The 14,518-nt window shown below is 46.5% G+C and carries 14 protein-coding genes; 1 reads left to right on the forward strand and 13 read right to left on the reverse strand.

Going from position 1 to position 14,518, the window contains the following annotated elements; all coding sequences use genetic code 11:
• The first annotated feature begins 265 nt into the window (after positions 1–265).
• A complete protein-coding gene (locus ASN18_RS02460; protein ID WP_085051019.1) occupies positions 266–1,513 on the forward strand; it encodes an FG-GAP-like repeat-containing protein in 1,248 nt (415 codons plus the stop codon).
• Positions 1,514–1,572: 59 nt separating this feature from the next.
• On the opposite strand, the gene ASN18_RS02465 is transcribed toward ASN18_RS02460, so the two are convergent.
• The 13 genes from ASN18_RS02465 to gspG form a co-directional block, all read right to left on the reverse strand.
• Positions 1,573–3,204: a peptide-binding protein gene (locus tag ASN18_RS02465; protein ID WP_085051020.1), complete on the reverse strand. Its 1,632-nt coding sequence runs from the start codon at positions 3,202–3,204 to the stop codon at positions 1,573–1,575.
• 196 nt (positions 3,205–3,400) lie between these two features.
• On the reverse strand, positions 3,401–4,261 hold the full coding sequence (locus ASN18_RS02470; protein ID WP_157072793.1) for a hypothetical protein: 861 nt from the start codon (positions 4,259–4,261) through the stop codon (positions 3,401–3,403).
• Between the two features lie 31 nt (positions 4,262–4,292).
• Positions 4,293–5,492, reverse strand: coding sequence for a DUF401 family protein (locus ASN18_RS02475; RefSeq protein ID WP_085051022.1), 1,200 nt, complete (start codon positions 5,490–5,492; stop codon positions 4,293–4,295).
• Complete coding sequence (locus ASN18_RS02480) at positions 5,492–6,883, reverse strand: CCA tRNA nucleotidyltransferase (RefSeq protein WP_085051023.1); 1,392 nt, start codon at positions 6,881–6,883, stop codon at positions 5,492–5,494. Before ASN18_RS02480 ends, ASN18_RS02475 begins: the two co-directional genes overlap by 1 nt.
• A 21-nt stretch (positions 6,884–6,904) precedes the next feature.
• Positions 6,905–9,247 carry an acetate/propionate family kinase gene (locus ASN18_RS02485; RefSeq protein WP_236861453.1) on the reverse strand — a complete coding sequence of 781 codons (2,343 nt, stop codon included), beginning with the start codon at positions 9,245–9,247 and terminating at the stop codon, positions 6,905–6,907.
• A 14-nt stretch (positions 9,248–9,261) separates the two neighbouring features.
• Entirely contained in the window at positions 9,262–9,771 is a 510-nt protein-coding gene (locus ASN18_RS02490; RefSeq protein WP_085051025.1) for a flavin reductase, read from the reverse strand.
• 54 nt (positions 9,772–9,825) lie between these two features.
• Positions 9,826–10,614 (reverse strand): hypothetical protein, encoded by a 789-nt coding sequence (locus ASN18_RS02495; RefSeq protein WP_085051026.1) that lies wholly within the window; start codon positions 10,612–10,614, stop codon positions 9,826–9,828.
• A complete protein-coding gene (locus ASN18_RS02500) occupies positions 10,614–11,141 on the reverse strand; it encodes a hypothetical protein (RefSeq protein ID WP_085051027.1) in 528 nt (175 codons plus the stop codon). Before ASN18_RS02500 ends, ASN18_RS02495 begins: the two co-directional genes overlap by 1 nt.
• Positions 11,138–12,214 carry a GspL/Epsl periplasmic domain-containing protein gene (locus ASN18_RS02505; RefSeq protein ID WP_236861454.1) on the reverse strand — a complete coding sequence of 359 codons (1,077 nt, stop codon included), beginning with the start codon at positions 12,212–12,214 and terminating at the stop codon, positions 11,138–11,140. The genes ASN18_RS02500 and ASN18_RS02505 overlap by 4 nt, the downstream gene beginning before the upstream one ends.
• Entirely contained in the window at positions 12,214–13,068 is an 855-nt protein-coding gene (gspK, locus tag ASN18_RS02510) for a type II secretion system minor pseudopilin GspK (RefSeq protein WP_236861455.1), read from the reverse strand. Before gspK ends, ASN18_RS02505 begins: the two co-directional genes overlap by 1 nt.
• A gap of 4 nt (positions 13,069–13,072) precedes the next feature.
• Positions 13,073–13,687: a PulJ/GspJ family protein gene (locus ASN18_RS02515; protein ID WP_085051030.1), complete on the reverse strand. Its 615-nt coding sequence runs from the start codon at positions 13,685–13,687 to the stop codon at positions 13,073–13,075.
• Positions 13,684–14,052 (reverse strand): pilus assembly FimT family protein, encoded by a 369-nt coding sequence (locus ASN18_RS02520; RefSeq protein ID WP_085051031.1) that lies wholly within the window; start codon positions 14,050–14,052, stop codon positions 13,684–13,686. Before ASN18_RS02520 ends, ASN18_RS02515 begins: the two co-directional genes overlap by 4 nt.
• Entirely contained in the window at positions 14,042–14,503 is a 462-nt protein-coding gene (gspG, locus tag ASN18_RS02525) for a type II secretion system major pseudopilin GspG (protein ID WP_085051032.1), read from the reverse strand. The genes ASN18_RS02520 and gspG overlap by 11 nt, the downstream gene beginning before the upstream one ends.
• Positions 14,504–14,518 lie beyond the last annotated feature (15 nt).

Genomic DNA, 14,518 nt, shown 5'->3' on the forward strand with positions numbered 1-14,518 from the left:
AAAATACCCCAGCTGCCTAGCCGCTACGCCCACCCCTCAAAAGAAAGGGGGGTGCTATTATGACACAGTCTGGAAAGCGGGAATCCAGGAGAGGGATTAGCGGGTGTAAGTTTCTAATGCAATCGCCCTGGGCCCAGGACCAGGGGACAGGTGGAAATAAGTAGACATAAAACTAAGCAATATGTTAGGTTTATATAAGAACGCAGTGATTAGTCCGGTTCACCTATGAACTGAAAACTTTTACCAACAATTTAAAGGAGGCTCTATGAAATGTGGTAAGTTATTATTTGTATTATTTGTGACCACGATTATTTATGCTGGAATCTCTCAAACAACTGTATACGCAGCAAGCGAGGGAGCTACACTCTATGCACAGTACTGTGCTTCATGTCACGGTGCAACCCCATCAGGGGCGCAAGTCAACGCCTCTGCCGAAAAAATAACCAACGCTATAGCAACCAATTCTGACATGAAAAATAATGCCTCGCTTAAAACCCTGACCTCCGCTCAGATTCAGGCAATCGCCAGCTTTCTGAGTACTTCAAGCGCCACTGGCAGCTCACTCTTTTTGTCGAACTGCATATCATGCCACAACACTATCCCCGCAACCGACCCGCGGCTTGTAGGAGCTACTGCTACGAAAATAACCAACGCTATAGCATCAGTTTCACAGATGAAGGGCAATACAGCGCTTCAAGGTCTGACCTCGACACAGATTCAATCTATCTCCGACTACATAGTCGGCACAGGTCAGTCGTCTAACTGGATAATCGCCGGAGTTGGAGATTTCAACGGCGACGGCAGCGTAGATATATTTTGGCGGGATACGATAAACGGTTATAACTACGTATGGCTGATGAGTGGTACAGGCATAAGCAGCGGGTTATGGCTTCCAACATTTACTGGTAACACATGGCTTGTCGAAGGCGTGGGGGATTTCAACCAGGACGGCTACGCAGACATCTTATTGAGAAACATCTCAACCGGCGAAAATGTAATATGGCTGATGAAGAGCGGGGCAATACAAAGTTCAATCACCCTGCCGACACTAAGCGACAAGAACTGGGTAGCGGCCGCCATAGGGGATCTTAACGGCGACAAGTACCCTGATATCGTCTGGAGACACCTCGTATATGGTTACAATGGCATATGGTACTTTAACGGCACCACAGTCAGCGGCGTTGGGTCTCTGCCACAGTTAGCAGATGCGAGCTGGGTATTATGCGGTGCTGCCGACATGGAAAAAGACGGAAATACTGACCTTGTATGGAGAAATAAGACATCCGGATATAACTATGTATGGAACCTCAGCGGAACAACCGTTGTCAATGCGTATGCAATGCCTCAGATATCGGACACAAGCTGGACAATAGCCGCACTGGGAAAGCCAGATACTAACGGGTATGTCAATGTATTTTGGAGAAATCAAAATGCAGGCAGCACTGTAATCCTGACAATGCACGGTGGAACGATGGTTATGGATACCGTTGTGCTCCCTACATTCGGGCCGTAGCACAGATTAAGAAGAAGGTCTGTCCTCGTTTAAGGGGGCAGACCTTTTTTTTCGGGGTTTTATTTTTCAGGGTTATTGCGGGCGTTCGACACATACCACTTCGGCAGGTTATAGCCTATGCCGATTGTGGTGGGTTCAATCCCCATGAATTTCTTATTCACAACGACAAGGGCATCGGGGACATAGAGAAACAGATACGGGAGTTCATCGGCAAGTATTGCCTGAATCTTATAGTATGCTGCCTTACGCTTATCAATATCGAATGTGCGCCTGCCTGTCTCAAGCAGTGCATCGACTTCAGAGTTTGAGTAGCTTACGAAATTGAATTCCTTATCTTTTGTCTTACTTGAGTGCCAGATGTCGTACTGGTCGCCGTCCATCCCTATACCCCAGCCGAGGATTACGGCGTCGAAGCGCTTTTTATCGATAAATTCATTTAGAAACGTACTCCACTCAAGGGCGCGAATGTTTACCTTTATGCCGACTTGCTTTAATTTCCACTGTATGATGGCGGCGGTTTTCATTCTGAGGGGATTGCCCATATTGGTAAGAATTGTAAACTCAAACGGGACACCGTTCTTTGATAAAATACCACCGGTGTCTATCCAGCCAGCCTCGGCAAGCAGGGCCTTTGCCTTAGCGGGGTTGAAGTCATATTTTTTCACGTTTGGGTTATATGGCCATGTGTTTGGCACATATGGGCCGGTTGACGGTGTAGCAAGACCGTAGAGTACAATGTCTATTATCTCCTGTTTGTCAATAGCGTGGGCGATTGCCTGCCTGACCCTTTTGTCCCCAAAAAATGGATGCCTTAAATTAAAGCCAAGATATGTATAGGAAAAGACTGGATAGCGGTATTTATTAAAATTGGCATTAAAATACTCGGAGTCTGTCTGTCTCTTGAACTGGATAGGAGTAACCCCCATAAGGTCAACCTCCCCTGCCTTCAGCGCCATAAACATTGTGGATTGGTCGGGGATAATCCTGTAAACATATTTATCAATATAGGGGCGGCCTTCAAAATAATCCTGATTCGACGAAAGGGTAAGTTCCTGCCCGCTGACCCATGTATCCAGTTTATATGGCCCCATACCTACTGGTTTTCTGATTAACGGGGTCTTGGTTATGTCAACCCCCTGAAGGAGGTGTTTGGGCAGCACGACAAGGCTTCCCCATGTGTTTAGGGCCGGGGCAAAGGGTTTTCCATATGTCACCCTGAATGTATGGTTGTCCGGGGTCTCTGCGGTCTTTACCTGTAGAAAATCCTCTTTGTATGGTGTGGGGGTCTTGTCGCTGATTATAGTCTGAAAGCCAAACAGGACATCCTCGGCAGTAAAGTCAGCGCCGTCAGTCCAGCGCACCCCCTTTTTAAGATGAAATGTTATGGTGAGACCGTCGGGAGAGATTTCCCAACTCTCTGCAAGGTCACCAACAGTGCTGAGGTCCGGGGCATATTTTACAAGCCCGTTGAATATATTACCTGAGACAGAGTGTGAGGCGCTGTCACCGGCAAGCACAGGGATAAGAACACTTGGTTCAGCAGTCATACCTTCGATCAGCGTACCGCCATAGACGGGTGTGGCATTGGCCTGAGACGGGGTGACGGCCTGATTTCGCCCTGCCCCGCGCGAATCACACGCACTCAGGGCAATGGTCAATACAAATATTTTAACGATTAGCAGGGTCTTCATTTTGCGTTATTTTAAAGATAGCCATTTTATTTTATAAATTATATATAATATCATCAATCTCTTCCTGGAAATGAATGTCTGGTTCGCCAATCATTAATGGCGGGTTGCCAATTTTACTATTAAGATTAATTAGACCACGGTCAAATTTGAGCCAAGCTAAAAAACAACATGAATCCCAATACCTGCGCTCCAAAAGTTACTCTCCCAAGATGCCGCATATTTGTTCAGCAGATGGAATGTCTTCTTTATTCCTAAACAATCTTAACTGACTGACCTGAATACTTATAGGAGTCCCACATTGATCATAGCTAATCATGCCAAATACATATATACGTTCTCCAAACGCCTTAGTCACTACTTCCATTGCCTCCAAACGGAGGTCATCTGGAATATTACATCTGACAGGATCATCGTTTAAACAATCGTAAATTACAAATTTTAGGCCGCCTCTTTCGGAGAATACTTGAAGTTTCCCCTCAACAGAACCTAAACTCTTGTAACGAATACCTAAAACTGTATCGATGTTAGCAGCCATATGAGTTGTCAGGGTATGGAATTCTCCATTTACAGCTAACTTTATCTCAGATAGCTCATCGATTCCTGCACTTGAGACAAACATAAGATTTTGTAGAAGAATTAATGCCTTATCAGAAAAATATTCCGGTCTTTCGGCCTTAATTACTAAACAGCTAATACCACAGCGTATTGCGTCAACTGTCTTTTCAATTATATCGATATTTATTTCATTAACTATAGGGTTCTTAAGAAATATGTGGCTGCCATGTCTTACAGTAACAATCCATTTCCCAGGCCATTTCCCAGGCCATTTCCCAGGCCATTTCCCAGGTTCCCTTGTGCCGGATATCTGTGCCGAGACCTCAGTGACAAAGTCATAAAAGGCGCTGACGCTGTCTCTCAACATTCCTGATGTAACATTTTCACCCTTTAAGTCAAGCGCAATTGTATTGTCCATCAAGGCGGAGGATTTTTCCAGCTTGCTGCCATTTGCCACTGTCACAGTATCCCCTTCATGAGTTTTCACGCTGTTTGCTGCCATGATTATAGAGTAACAATTATGCCGGGGGTTGTCAAGTGCGCAAGTATCTAAAGATAACATATTCCAACGCCGGGGCGATAAAATAAAGCAAGACCGCCGGAATTATTTTCTTATAGAGACCCCAGACATCTGCCTTAAAATAATCCCTCGTCAGAATCAGACACACATGTACCGGTGACAACAACACCCCTGCATAGCCTGCCGCAAAGGCAAAAGAAAATGAATGCGCATCCAGCCCCGGCAGACTCATAAACAGCGGAAAGGCACTCCCCACAAAGGCCAGCGTAAATCCCGTAAGAATCCCTGTCACAAACGGCAGCAAAAACAATATAGGTAACAGCGGTATGTGACTGGCAATAAAATAATTGCTGATATTCGCCACCGCCCCCGAACTGCCAAGCGTGGACTTAAACAACATCACACCAAATATTAACAGCACCACCTCCTTGTTAAACCCATAAATAATTACGCTCCACACTTCCTTTAGGCTGTACCTGAAATAAATCATCAGCCCAAAGACCATCGCAACAAGCGCATAGTGCAGCTTTACACTAAACACAATAACAAGCACAAGCAGTATAATAAAGGGCATAAAACTCCACATCGCCCTGTGAGACCTGCGTTCCACCTTCGGAAATGCCCCGCTGACACCCTTCATGCAAAATAACAGGCCAATTGCCAACATACAAAGCGCATAGGCCAGGTTTAATAACATCATATCCCTCATCCCAATACCGGTAATCAGTGTAGCCAGTATCAGTCCCGGGTAAAGCGGCAGGATTATTTCCCACGGGTGCCTGTACCAGTAATTAGTAAAGGCCTTGTCCTCCTGAGTCAAGTCAAGTTCTTTTGCTGAGGCATCCACCATCGGACACGAAAAATATGCCCCCCCAATTGACGGCAGCATTCCTATCAACAGGGGCATCGAGACAAGCACAAATTTCTTGTTTCTTAATACACCCTTTACCGCGTCTGTCATCATGCTCAGTATGTTTCTCTCCCTGAGAACCATCTCAAGCATCCTGATAAACGTCAGGGCAATCGTAAGTTCAAGCGCTGACTGTGACACTATAGCAGAGTAAACCGTCGAGGCAATCGCCGCTGGTCTCATCATATATATGGCGAAAAGCATCACCGAGGCGGCGCTCAGCACATACCCAACATGCCACTTCATACGAAGAAGCACTATCATCACAGTAAACACAACTGTTATCCCGAGAATGTCGAACATCAGCCCCCCCCCCTCGCGTGCAGAAACTCATCGACAAGGGCAGCGGCCTTTGCCTTTGAGTCTATCTGCCCCTCAAGAGTCTGAAGCTCGATTGCCCCAAGTATCTCACTAAACAACGGCGACGGCGTGAGCTTAAATGTCTCAATTAAATCCCTGCCCGTTATAAAGCGCGGCGCGGTCTTTCGCGGCAGATATTTATTCTCGTAAAAATCCAGAATACCACTGCATATACCGATTGTCTCATCTGTCCCTTCAAGTTTCGCTGCTGAATCAGCAATCCATACGACAACAAGGGCGTAGATTGCATCACCCACAGTGTTAAGAAGCCTGATAAGCGGTCTTTTCATTGTAGAAAGACCAGCGCCCCCTACCCTCTTAAATGCCAAAATCCTCAGGTGATTCTTTACCAGCATGGTTACAAATTCGGTCTCTTTTGTGGATGCCTTAAATCTGGTCATTATGTCGGCAGCAATCGCCGTGCCCTCCTGTTCGTGGCGATAAAACGTGATATGACCGTCCTTTGACTGCCCATAAGTGCGATATTTCCCAACATCATGAAGCAGTATGGCAAGCTTTATCAGTGCGCTTTTGTGTGGGTACATTTCAAACCATGCCCTAAGATTTTCGTGAAACGGCAAAGCCGGTGTAACAGATTCGGCTGCCTCATACGCGGCCATCGTATGGTCAAAGACATCGAGATGGTGCCAGCGGTTTTGCCTTAGACCTCTCAGAGGCTCAAGCTCAGGCAGCAGCTCAAAAAGAAGCCCGGTCTCACACGCTGATTTTATAATTTCTGCGGAGTTATCAGCTTGCAGGAGCATCTTAAACTCTGCCCACACGCGCTCAACGGCAGCCACGGAGATACCCCCCTTAAGGTCGGCGATGGCGGCAAGCGTATCAGTGTCAATAGTAGTAAAACCCAGCTCCGCCGCAACCCTGAATGCCCTTAACAACCTGACAGGGTCTTCGGCCAGATTATCCTTTGATACCATCCTGATTATCCTGTTATTTATGTCACCCAAGCCGCCTGTTACATCTATTATCCCATCAACAGGATTATTAATAGAAACGGCAAGGGCATTGACCGTAAAATCACGGCTCAGAAGGTCGCTTTCTATAGAGCCTCCCCGCAGCGCCGTAAAATCATATACGCAGTCCCCTTTTACAACCCTTGCAGTTGGAAACCTCTCATGCAGCATGACATAGGCGCCGTTTATAGCGTCGGCAAACCACCTTGCAACAGTAAACGGGCTTTCACTTAGGGCAATGTCATAGTCCCGCACCTGCCGGTTTAATATAGAATCCCTGAGCGTACCGCCTACCAAAAAGACCTCGCGGCATGAGCCGGTGAGCTCTCTCAGGATGCCGATATAGGGTATGTTTTCAATCACCGCCGGTGTGTGCCGTTGTCTCTATATGAACGCCCTTGACTGAATTTCTAGTATGCGGGCAGTGGCTGCATCTGATATAGCGGCAGAGTTTGCCTCATCGGTATCAAGGTGCAGCTCAAGCGTATAGTTAGGGTTTACCCTGACAAAGACATCGCTAAAGACTACATCCTTTCTGCCTAAAACTGCTACACTTACGATATCATGGTCTCTGATACCGTAAGAAAGTGCATCAGCCGGGGTCATGTGTATATGTCTTCGGGCGCAGATGACACCGCTTTCAAGTTTTACGCTCCCTGCAGGTCCTTCAAGTGTAATAGAGGCAGAGCCTTCGAGATCACCGGAGACCCTTACAGGGGCATCGATGCCAAGTTTAAACTCCTCAGTGCGGCTTATCTCAACCTGTGTTTCAGTCTTGAGCGGGGCAACGACCCTGACGTTTTCTATTTTTCCAAGCGGGCCGGACAGTGTCAGCGTCTCCTCAGCGACAAATGACAGCTGCTGCCTGAGCTGGTGTTTCTTTGTAAGCGTCTTTCCCTCGCCAAAGAGGGTGGCGAAGTCTTTTTCGCACAAGTGAACATGGTGGCCTGTAATGTAAACAGGAATCTGCCTTTTCGCTTTAACTTCTGGTGCAGCGGCCTCTCTCACCTTCGCGATGTTCAGGGCGTGGAGTGTCTCCCTGGCAATCATTCGCTCTTCGTCTGCGGCAACTACGAGGATTTTGATTTGCGAACCAGCGGCGGATATCTCCTCGATATGTCCCCTTTTTACCTTTGCCTTTTCGTTGGCCTCTTTCGAGATGACAAGGCCAATATTCTCAAGTCCATGGCATACGCGCCCGCGTATAGCGGCAGAGTTTTCACCAATTCCTGCCGTAAAAACCAATGCGTCAATACCACCCAACACAGCGGCATATGCGGCAATATATTTCTTCAGCCTGTAACAAAACAGCGACACCGCTGTTTTTGCCCTGTCGTTACCGCTGTCGGCGGCGTCAAGGATTTCCCTCATATCGTTGCTCAGTCCTGTGAGACCTTTCAGGCCGCTTTCTTTGTTAAGTAAATTATCAACCTCTTTGACACTGAGGCCGGAGTTTAACAAATAAATCAGCGCCCCGGGGTCAATATCACCACAGCGTGTACCCATAGCCAGGCCCTCCAGAGGGGTCATGCCCATACTAGTGTCAACGCTTGTGCCGTGGTCTATGGCGCAGATAGATGCCCCATTGCCAAGATGGCATGAGATGATTCTCAATTCTCTGACACTGCGTTTGAGGTATGTCGCCGCTGTCAATGAGACATAGTTGTGGTTTGTGCCGTGAAACCCGTAGCGGCGAATGTTTTCGCTAACATGGTATATCTGCCCAAGGTCGCGGGATATGGCATATAAATATGCACTTTCAGGCATGTTCTGATGAAAGGCCGTGTCAAAAACCGCAACAGCCCCTTTGCCCGGCAGGTGTTTTCTCATTTCTTCAACTCCGGCAAGGTTATAGGGATTGTGAAGCGGGGCAAGTGGGATGCACTGCCTTATACCCTCAATAACCTCATCTGTTATCACGGCTGAGTTCTTAAACTTATCCCCGCCGTGAACTACCCTGTGCCCAACGGCGTCTATTTCGTCAAAAGCTGCTATTGCACCAATAGTGGAATCGGTCAGTGCGGTCTCCATCTCCAGAAATGCCTTTGGGAAATCAGGGACTGCTGTTTCATTTTTAATCTCTGATTTTTGTGACTTGACCTTGTGATATGACGCATTTGTACCGATTTTCTCTATAAGACCCTCTATTAGAGGGGTGGGATTAGATGTATCAAAGAGCGAGTATTTCAGCGAGGAGCTGCCGCAGTTTATAACCAGAATCTTTGCCGGTTTGAGTGCAGAGGAAAAGTTTAAGTCATAGGGGTCGGGGTTATCCTGTCTTGATGACTTGTACTGGGCTAGCAGGGCCTCGTTTTGTTCTTTCTGAGTCATCCTCTTAGTAATCAGGGCAGCTATTTTATGCAGCGCTGCGGGGTTTCCAACAATCACTTGAGAAAACATATCACGGGGGGCGGCAATGTACTGTGAAGGCTCCACGGCAACCACATCGGCAGCCTCCGGCTCCCCTGTCATAATAGACATCTCACCGAACACATCGCCTGATTTTAAAGTCGCACTGAATAATTTAGCACCCAGAGTATCAGTAAAATTCACCTCAGCCTTGCCTGTTATGAGTACAAAGAGAAACCTGCCCGGCTGTCCGCGCGATACGATTTTTTGTCCAGGTCTGCACTCCTCAACCGTTGATGCCTCTATCAGCGTATTAAGTTCACTGTCTGAAAGGTCTGAAAAATAATGAGTTGACGTAAGAAACGCTTTTAAATCCATATCGCCGCTCTCCTTCATATTTTAGTAATACATTTAATAATCTCACCTAAGTACATCCTGTGATAATCATTCAACTGGTAATTGGACTCAATTGACGGGTCAATAAAATGGCCTGGGTCTATGTCCTGGTAATAAATCTTCCTGCACAAAAAGACCAGACGCGCCTCTTTAAAATATATCGAACTGCTGTCTTCTATAGGGGTAAGGCCAGTTTCGGACATCTTGTCTGTATCTCTGCCGGAGTGCGTGCCGCAGAAAAGGAGAGCCTTTTTGTACTCCTTAGTAAAGAAAGAAAGTGAGAACATATCTGATTTTTCCATAAAACCATAAGTGTGGCGTGTAGGGCGAACTACACACGCGCAAATCTTCTTGGCCCACATGATACCAAACCCGCCCCAGCTTGCCGTCATCGTATTAAACGATTTCATAGTACCTGCTGTAACAAGCATCCACTGGCTGCCAATGACCTTAAACGGGTTATCGGGCAGGTCTTCGGGGTTTACCTCAACGAACTCCTCAGCCATAACTATCTCCTTCGTTATACCTTTGTTATTAGTAGCCAATTAATATAACATAATTCATTGAGAATTGCTGTTATTTTGCCTTATGGTATATATCCCCGGGGATGTTTCGTAGCGCTTTAAGGTCTTTATCACCTCCATGCCCTTAAACGATGGTTCTGGCATCAGCTCGATTGTCATATCACTGGCGCGCTCCGTTGACTGCCATTTCACTCTGGCGAATATACCGAGGCCTTTGAGCGCAATTGAACATGTTGTAATGTTACCTCCCGTAATCATCAGCTTGCCGCTTAGTTCATCAAAATACGCAAGCAGCATATCGGGTATCGTCACCCCTCTAATCTTCGGCTTGTAGTCTTTTACAATAAAATCAATGTGAACTTCTTTTTCCTTAACTGTCAATGTCCCAGAGACACTGCCATCGCCGTAGGTGTCATACAATTCTATCAATTCCACAAGACGCAGGCCGGTAAATTCCCCCGCTACCGTCAGCCTATCAGCATCCGGTAATCTCAGGTTATACATGGCAGTCCCTGTGATAATACCTTTAAATATATCACTTTTATACTCAACAGGTATCTTGCCAGTAAATATATACAGCGGGTTGAAGGCAAGTTCGATATTTTGCAGCACGGCAAGAGTTCGTTTGTCTAAAGTAACGTTTATTGAATTTATTGATGCATTAAAAAACAGCCCCTTTTTAAGCCCGATTACTTCTACAGGTCTTCTTGCAGTTTTCTGAATCTCTGCAACTATTAGTTCCTCTGGCACTGCCACATACCACAGGCAAATTGTGAGCGCTGATATGCAGAGAGCTGCAAGAGAGAATACCTTCAGCGTCTTCACTACTTCCCTTGTTCTTCGGCGGTGGCTACTGAGGCAATATCAACAGTCAGTTCAAATTTGTCCGGGTCTTCAAATCCCTTTTTCAGTTTAAATGCCTTTATCAGCAGGGGATGTGTCCCGTGTTCAATTACATAGAGCAGGTTTATGAGTTCATTAACCGTCAGGTCTTTGAATTTGAACTCGGCAGTCTCCTCGACATACTCCATTGTGTTTCTCTGTCCGGCTGATTTCACTGAGTTTAGACGGCTTTTAAGTGACATTGAAGCGAGGATTTCGTCAATAGTGTTCGCAGTCTGCCTTGAAATCCCTGTGGCGCGCCCTGCCCTTTTTGGTACATAGTATTGGGCTGCGAGATTTTTGAATTCCGCATATCGCACATCGATTTTCCTAAGAGCCGTTGTTACAGCGTAGAGCATGAATGTGAATATCAGCAGGATTAAGATGAGAAGTGCCGCTGTCACAGCCGGAAGGCCGATTTTTATAAGGCGTCCTGCCAGGCCGATTGCTGATATGTCTGACAGTTTCAACGTATAAGCCCCCCGTTAGTTGTATTATCAATCTGATTTGCCCGTATTGAAATAATTGAAATAGTAAACAACACGTTTGTGCCGGTCTTGTCTTCCTCAATGGTCACATCAGGAAAGCTGCGTCTGAGGCGCTCTAATAGGCTGTTTAGCTGCTCATCTGACGCTGCCTCGCCCTTAATCGATGCCTTCGACAGGTTCATATCAACTCCGGTGATGATTATGCCGGTTTGACCCGTGACGGTCTTTAGTATGTCTAACGGGGAGAGCGATGCGAACAGGGCGCTTTCATCATTCGCCCTCTTTAGTTTCGTCCTGAGGGCATAGAGCGGGTCAGGCTGCCTCTTTTCGCCGGGAAACATGCGGCTGTATGTCTCAGACATTTGTGTGGTGATGCCGTCAATTCGCTTGTTGATTATGTGTGTCTTAACTGCCATATAGGTGATAAGTACGATAACAATGGCCCCAAGGAGATATGCTGCAGGGCGCAGGCTCTTTTTTATTTCCTCAGCAGTGCGGCGTGGTAGTCCACTGGCAAAATCAACCAACGGGGACTTAAATTCCTCACAACACAGGGCTGTCAACTTGTCATCAGAAATCGCCCCTGAATCTATTGAATCAAGAAGTCTGTCAATGGGACGATTCTCATAATTATATCTCAACTCGAGGGAGATTACCGCTGTTACCGCCTCTGGCCCGATGCCGTTTTCACGCAGGGCGTTAAACACGCCTGTCAGTATCTCCCGCTCTACATAAACGGCAATTGCCCCGGTGCCGTCTAAAATACAATCGAATACTAATTTCTCAACATCCCCTGTAGTAAGCCCATACAGGGCAAAGGGTATGGTGGAGATGATCTTCTTTTTGTCAGAAAACGGCGTCTCTATTATTCTGCAGTTTAAGGCGCTCACGGGCAGCGATACGTAAAACACATCTGCCCTGCCGGGGATTTTAAAATGCGTAAAGCCATCACTTATATCAAGTGACTCTTTATGTAGAAAAATATAACCCTTTGTTGTTCTGGAAAAATAGAGAATCTCTGGCTGCGGGGTGATATTGATTATGCCAGCCTTCACTAATGTTCCTTCCAATATTTAATTACTGCGCTCTTTGATTCAAACACTGCTGCTGCGTCTATCTCCCTTGTCAGGGCATTATATGAGGAGCGTGCCCGCACCGTAAAGGCGGCGCTTTTCACTGTTATCCTGCCAAGCAGTGTTGTAGTTATCATCTCCATGCCTGCCACTTTTTGAATATCTGCCGTTTGAGTAAACGGGGAACTTTCCCTGTAACGAATTATACGCTCGGCCAGCTCCTTGTCTATGTCTGCCGAGAGCGCTGTCAACACCGGCTCAGGGGCAGTGTTGATATTTATTAAACCATTTCCGTACACGGTTATGAAAGGCAGAAGTTTTTTTATTGCCTCAGGGGTCAGACCATTGATTTGATTGAGAGAGTCTGCTGTGTAGAGGGGATGTTTTTTTGAGGAATTAGGCGCTATACGCGCTGCAATGACAGACGCGGCGGTTTGTTCAATGCCAAGATGTCTGAGCAGCCTCAGAAGGGTATTAAAGGCAGCGTCGTTACGTGAGCCGTTTTCATTGATAATTGTATTGATATTGAACTTCGCGCACTCATCGGCAACAGTAATCGTAACGGCATCGGCTGAATCATTCTTCGACAGCGGAATAGTCAATAATTTCGTGCTGGTATAATTCATTTTAGAAAGATATTCTTTAATATAATCAATGGCTACGTAAACTGCTGAGTCTGCAAGGACAGAAAGTCTCTGACCGTCCCTGTAGTTATACAGGCTATTCGTACCCACATAGACGCTGTAGCTGAACTCCACAATGGCAGCCGTTATAAGGGCTGTCATTAAAAGCGTAATTATCAGTGCTGAACCCCTTTGACACACACATCTTCTCATCACGTTAAAGCCTTGCATTGATTCTTGGGTATACTGTCTCTGACAACGTTAACGGGTTTCCTTTTGCCGGTATGGTAATAGTAATCCTGACATATGAAGGCATTCTTGCCGTTAAGAGCGTGTCCCACGATTTTACGGGCGCGGCTGCTGACATATCCGAAGAAAATACCTCGACAGTAAATGCTGTAATATCGCCAATTAGCTCAACCTCCGCTGCCTTCTCTGGATTAGTCCCCGGATTATTACCAGTGGGCTGCTTTATTTTTTTATAAAGTGATAGTTTCTTTTCAGCTTTTTCCACCACGTAATAGGATACATCTTTGTGCCCAACGCCCGCCCCTGCAAATGTTGTCATTGAGATTGACGAGGTCTGCCGTCCAAGCGTGTCTCTGTCCTGAACCTTAAAGCGTGAGGCACCTGAGTCCTGAGTGTAAAATGATGACTCGATGTCCCTTCTCAAGCTATCAAGGGCCTTCCTGAGTTCATGCATGTCCCACACATTGGGTTGCAGCGTATCTATGGCCTTTTCAGTCAGTTTAAAGGTATTAAATAGCGCCAGCGAGATTATCGTAAGCAGGAAGACAGAGACCAGCGTCTCTATAAGCGTAAAACCCCTCATGGTTTTCTGTAGAGCCTCCTTAAGGAGATCTTCTCATCCCCGTAACGCACGGTCAGTTCCTTTATTTTAATGTCTGAATATGTTGAGGTAATGCTTTTAATCTCATATGTGAAGTCAGTAAATGGAGGGGGAAATTTGCCCTTGTCCTCTGTTATATTCAACCGGTCTGAGTCACGGAGTTTCTCAACTGCAAGCGCCGAGGCTGTGGTTATGACCCTGTGGCGCGATACAATTGCAAGGTGGTGGTTGAGCGTATAAATCGCCGTCATCAAAAGGCCGCCTATTATGGCAATAGAAATGAATACCTCTATGAGGGTAAACCCGCCAGAATCACAATCGCATTTGGAAATTGCCTTAGCGTTCAATGTTCCAGTTTTCTATGTCCTTGTCTTTGCCCTGCCCGCCCTCAACGCCATCGGCGCCGTAGGAGATTATGTCATAGTCACCGTGCATACCGGGGCTTACGTAAATGTAGGGCCTGCCCCAGGGGTCAAGGGGGATTTTCCGGCCCTCGAGATAGCCGCCATCGCGGTAGTTTTTTGGGGTTTTTCCAGTTACGGGTTTGTCGATAAGGGCATCGAGGGTCTGGCCGGTTTCTGGGTAAAAACCGTTGTCAAGTTTGTATAACCTTAGGGCGGTCTCGAAGTTGCGAATCTGCATCTTTGCCTCTGCAACGCGCGCGTCATCTGTCCTTCCCATTATCTTTGGGGCAACAATGGCTGCAAGAAGGCTCAATATGAACACCACTACGATTATCTCCAAAAGCGTAAAGCCGCCAGTATTATTAATAATTATGTTAATCCTTTTGTTTAACATTTCAACTCCTTCCTC

It is taken from the genome of Candidatus Magnetominusculus xianensis, from assembly GCA_001541255.1.
In the GTDB taxonomy this organism is placed as follows: domain Bacteria; phylum Nitrospirota; class Thermodesulfovibrionia; order Thermodesulfovibrionales; family Magnetobacteriaceae; genus Magnetominusculus; species Magnetominusculus xianensis.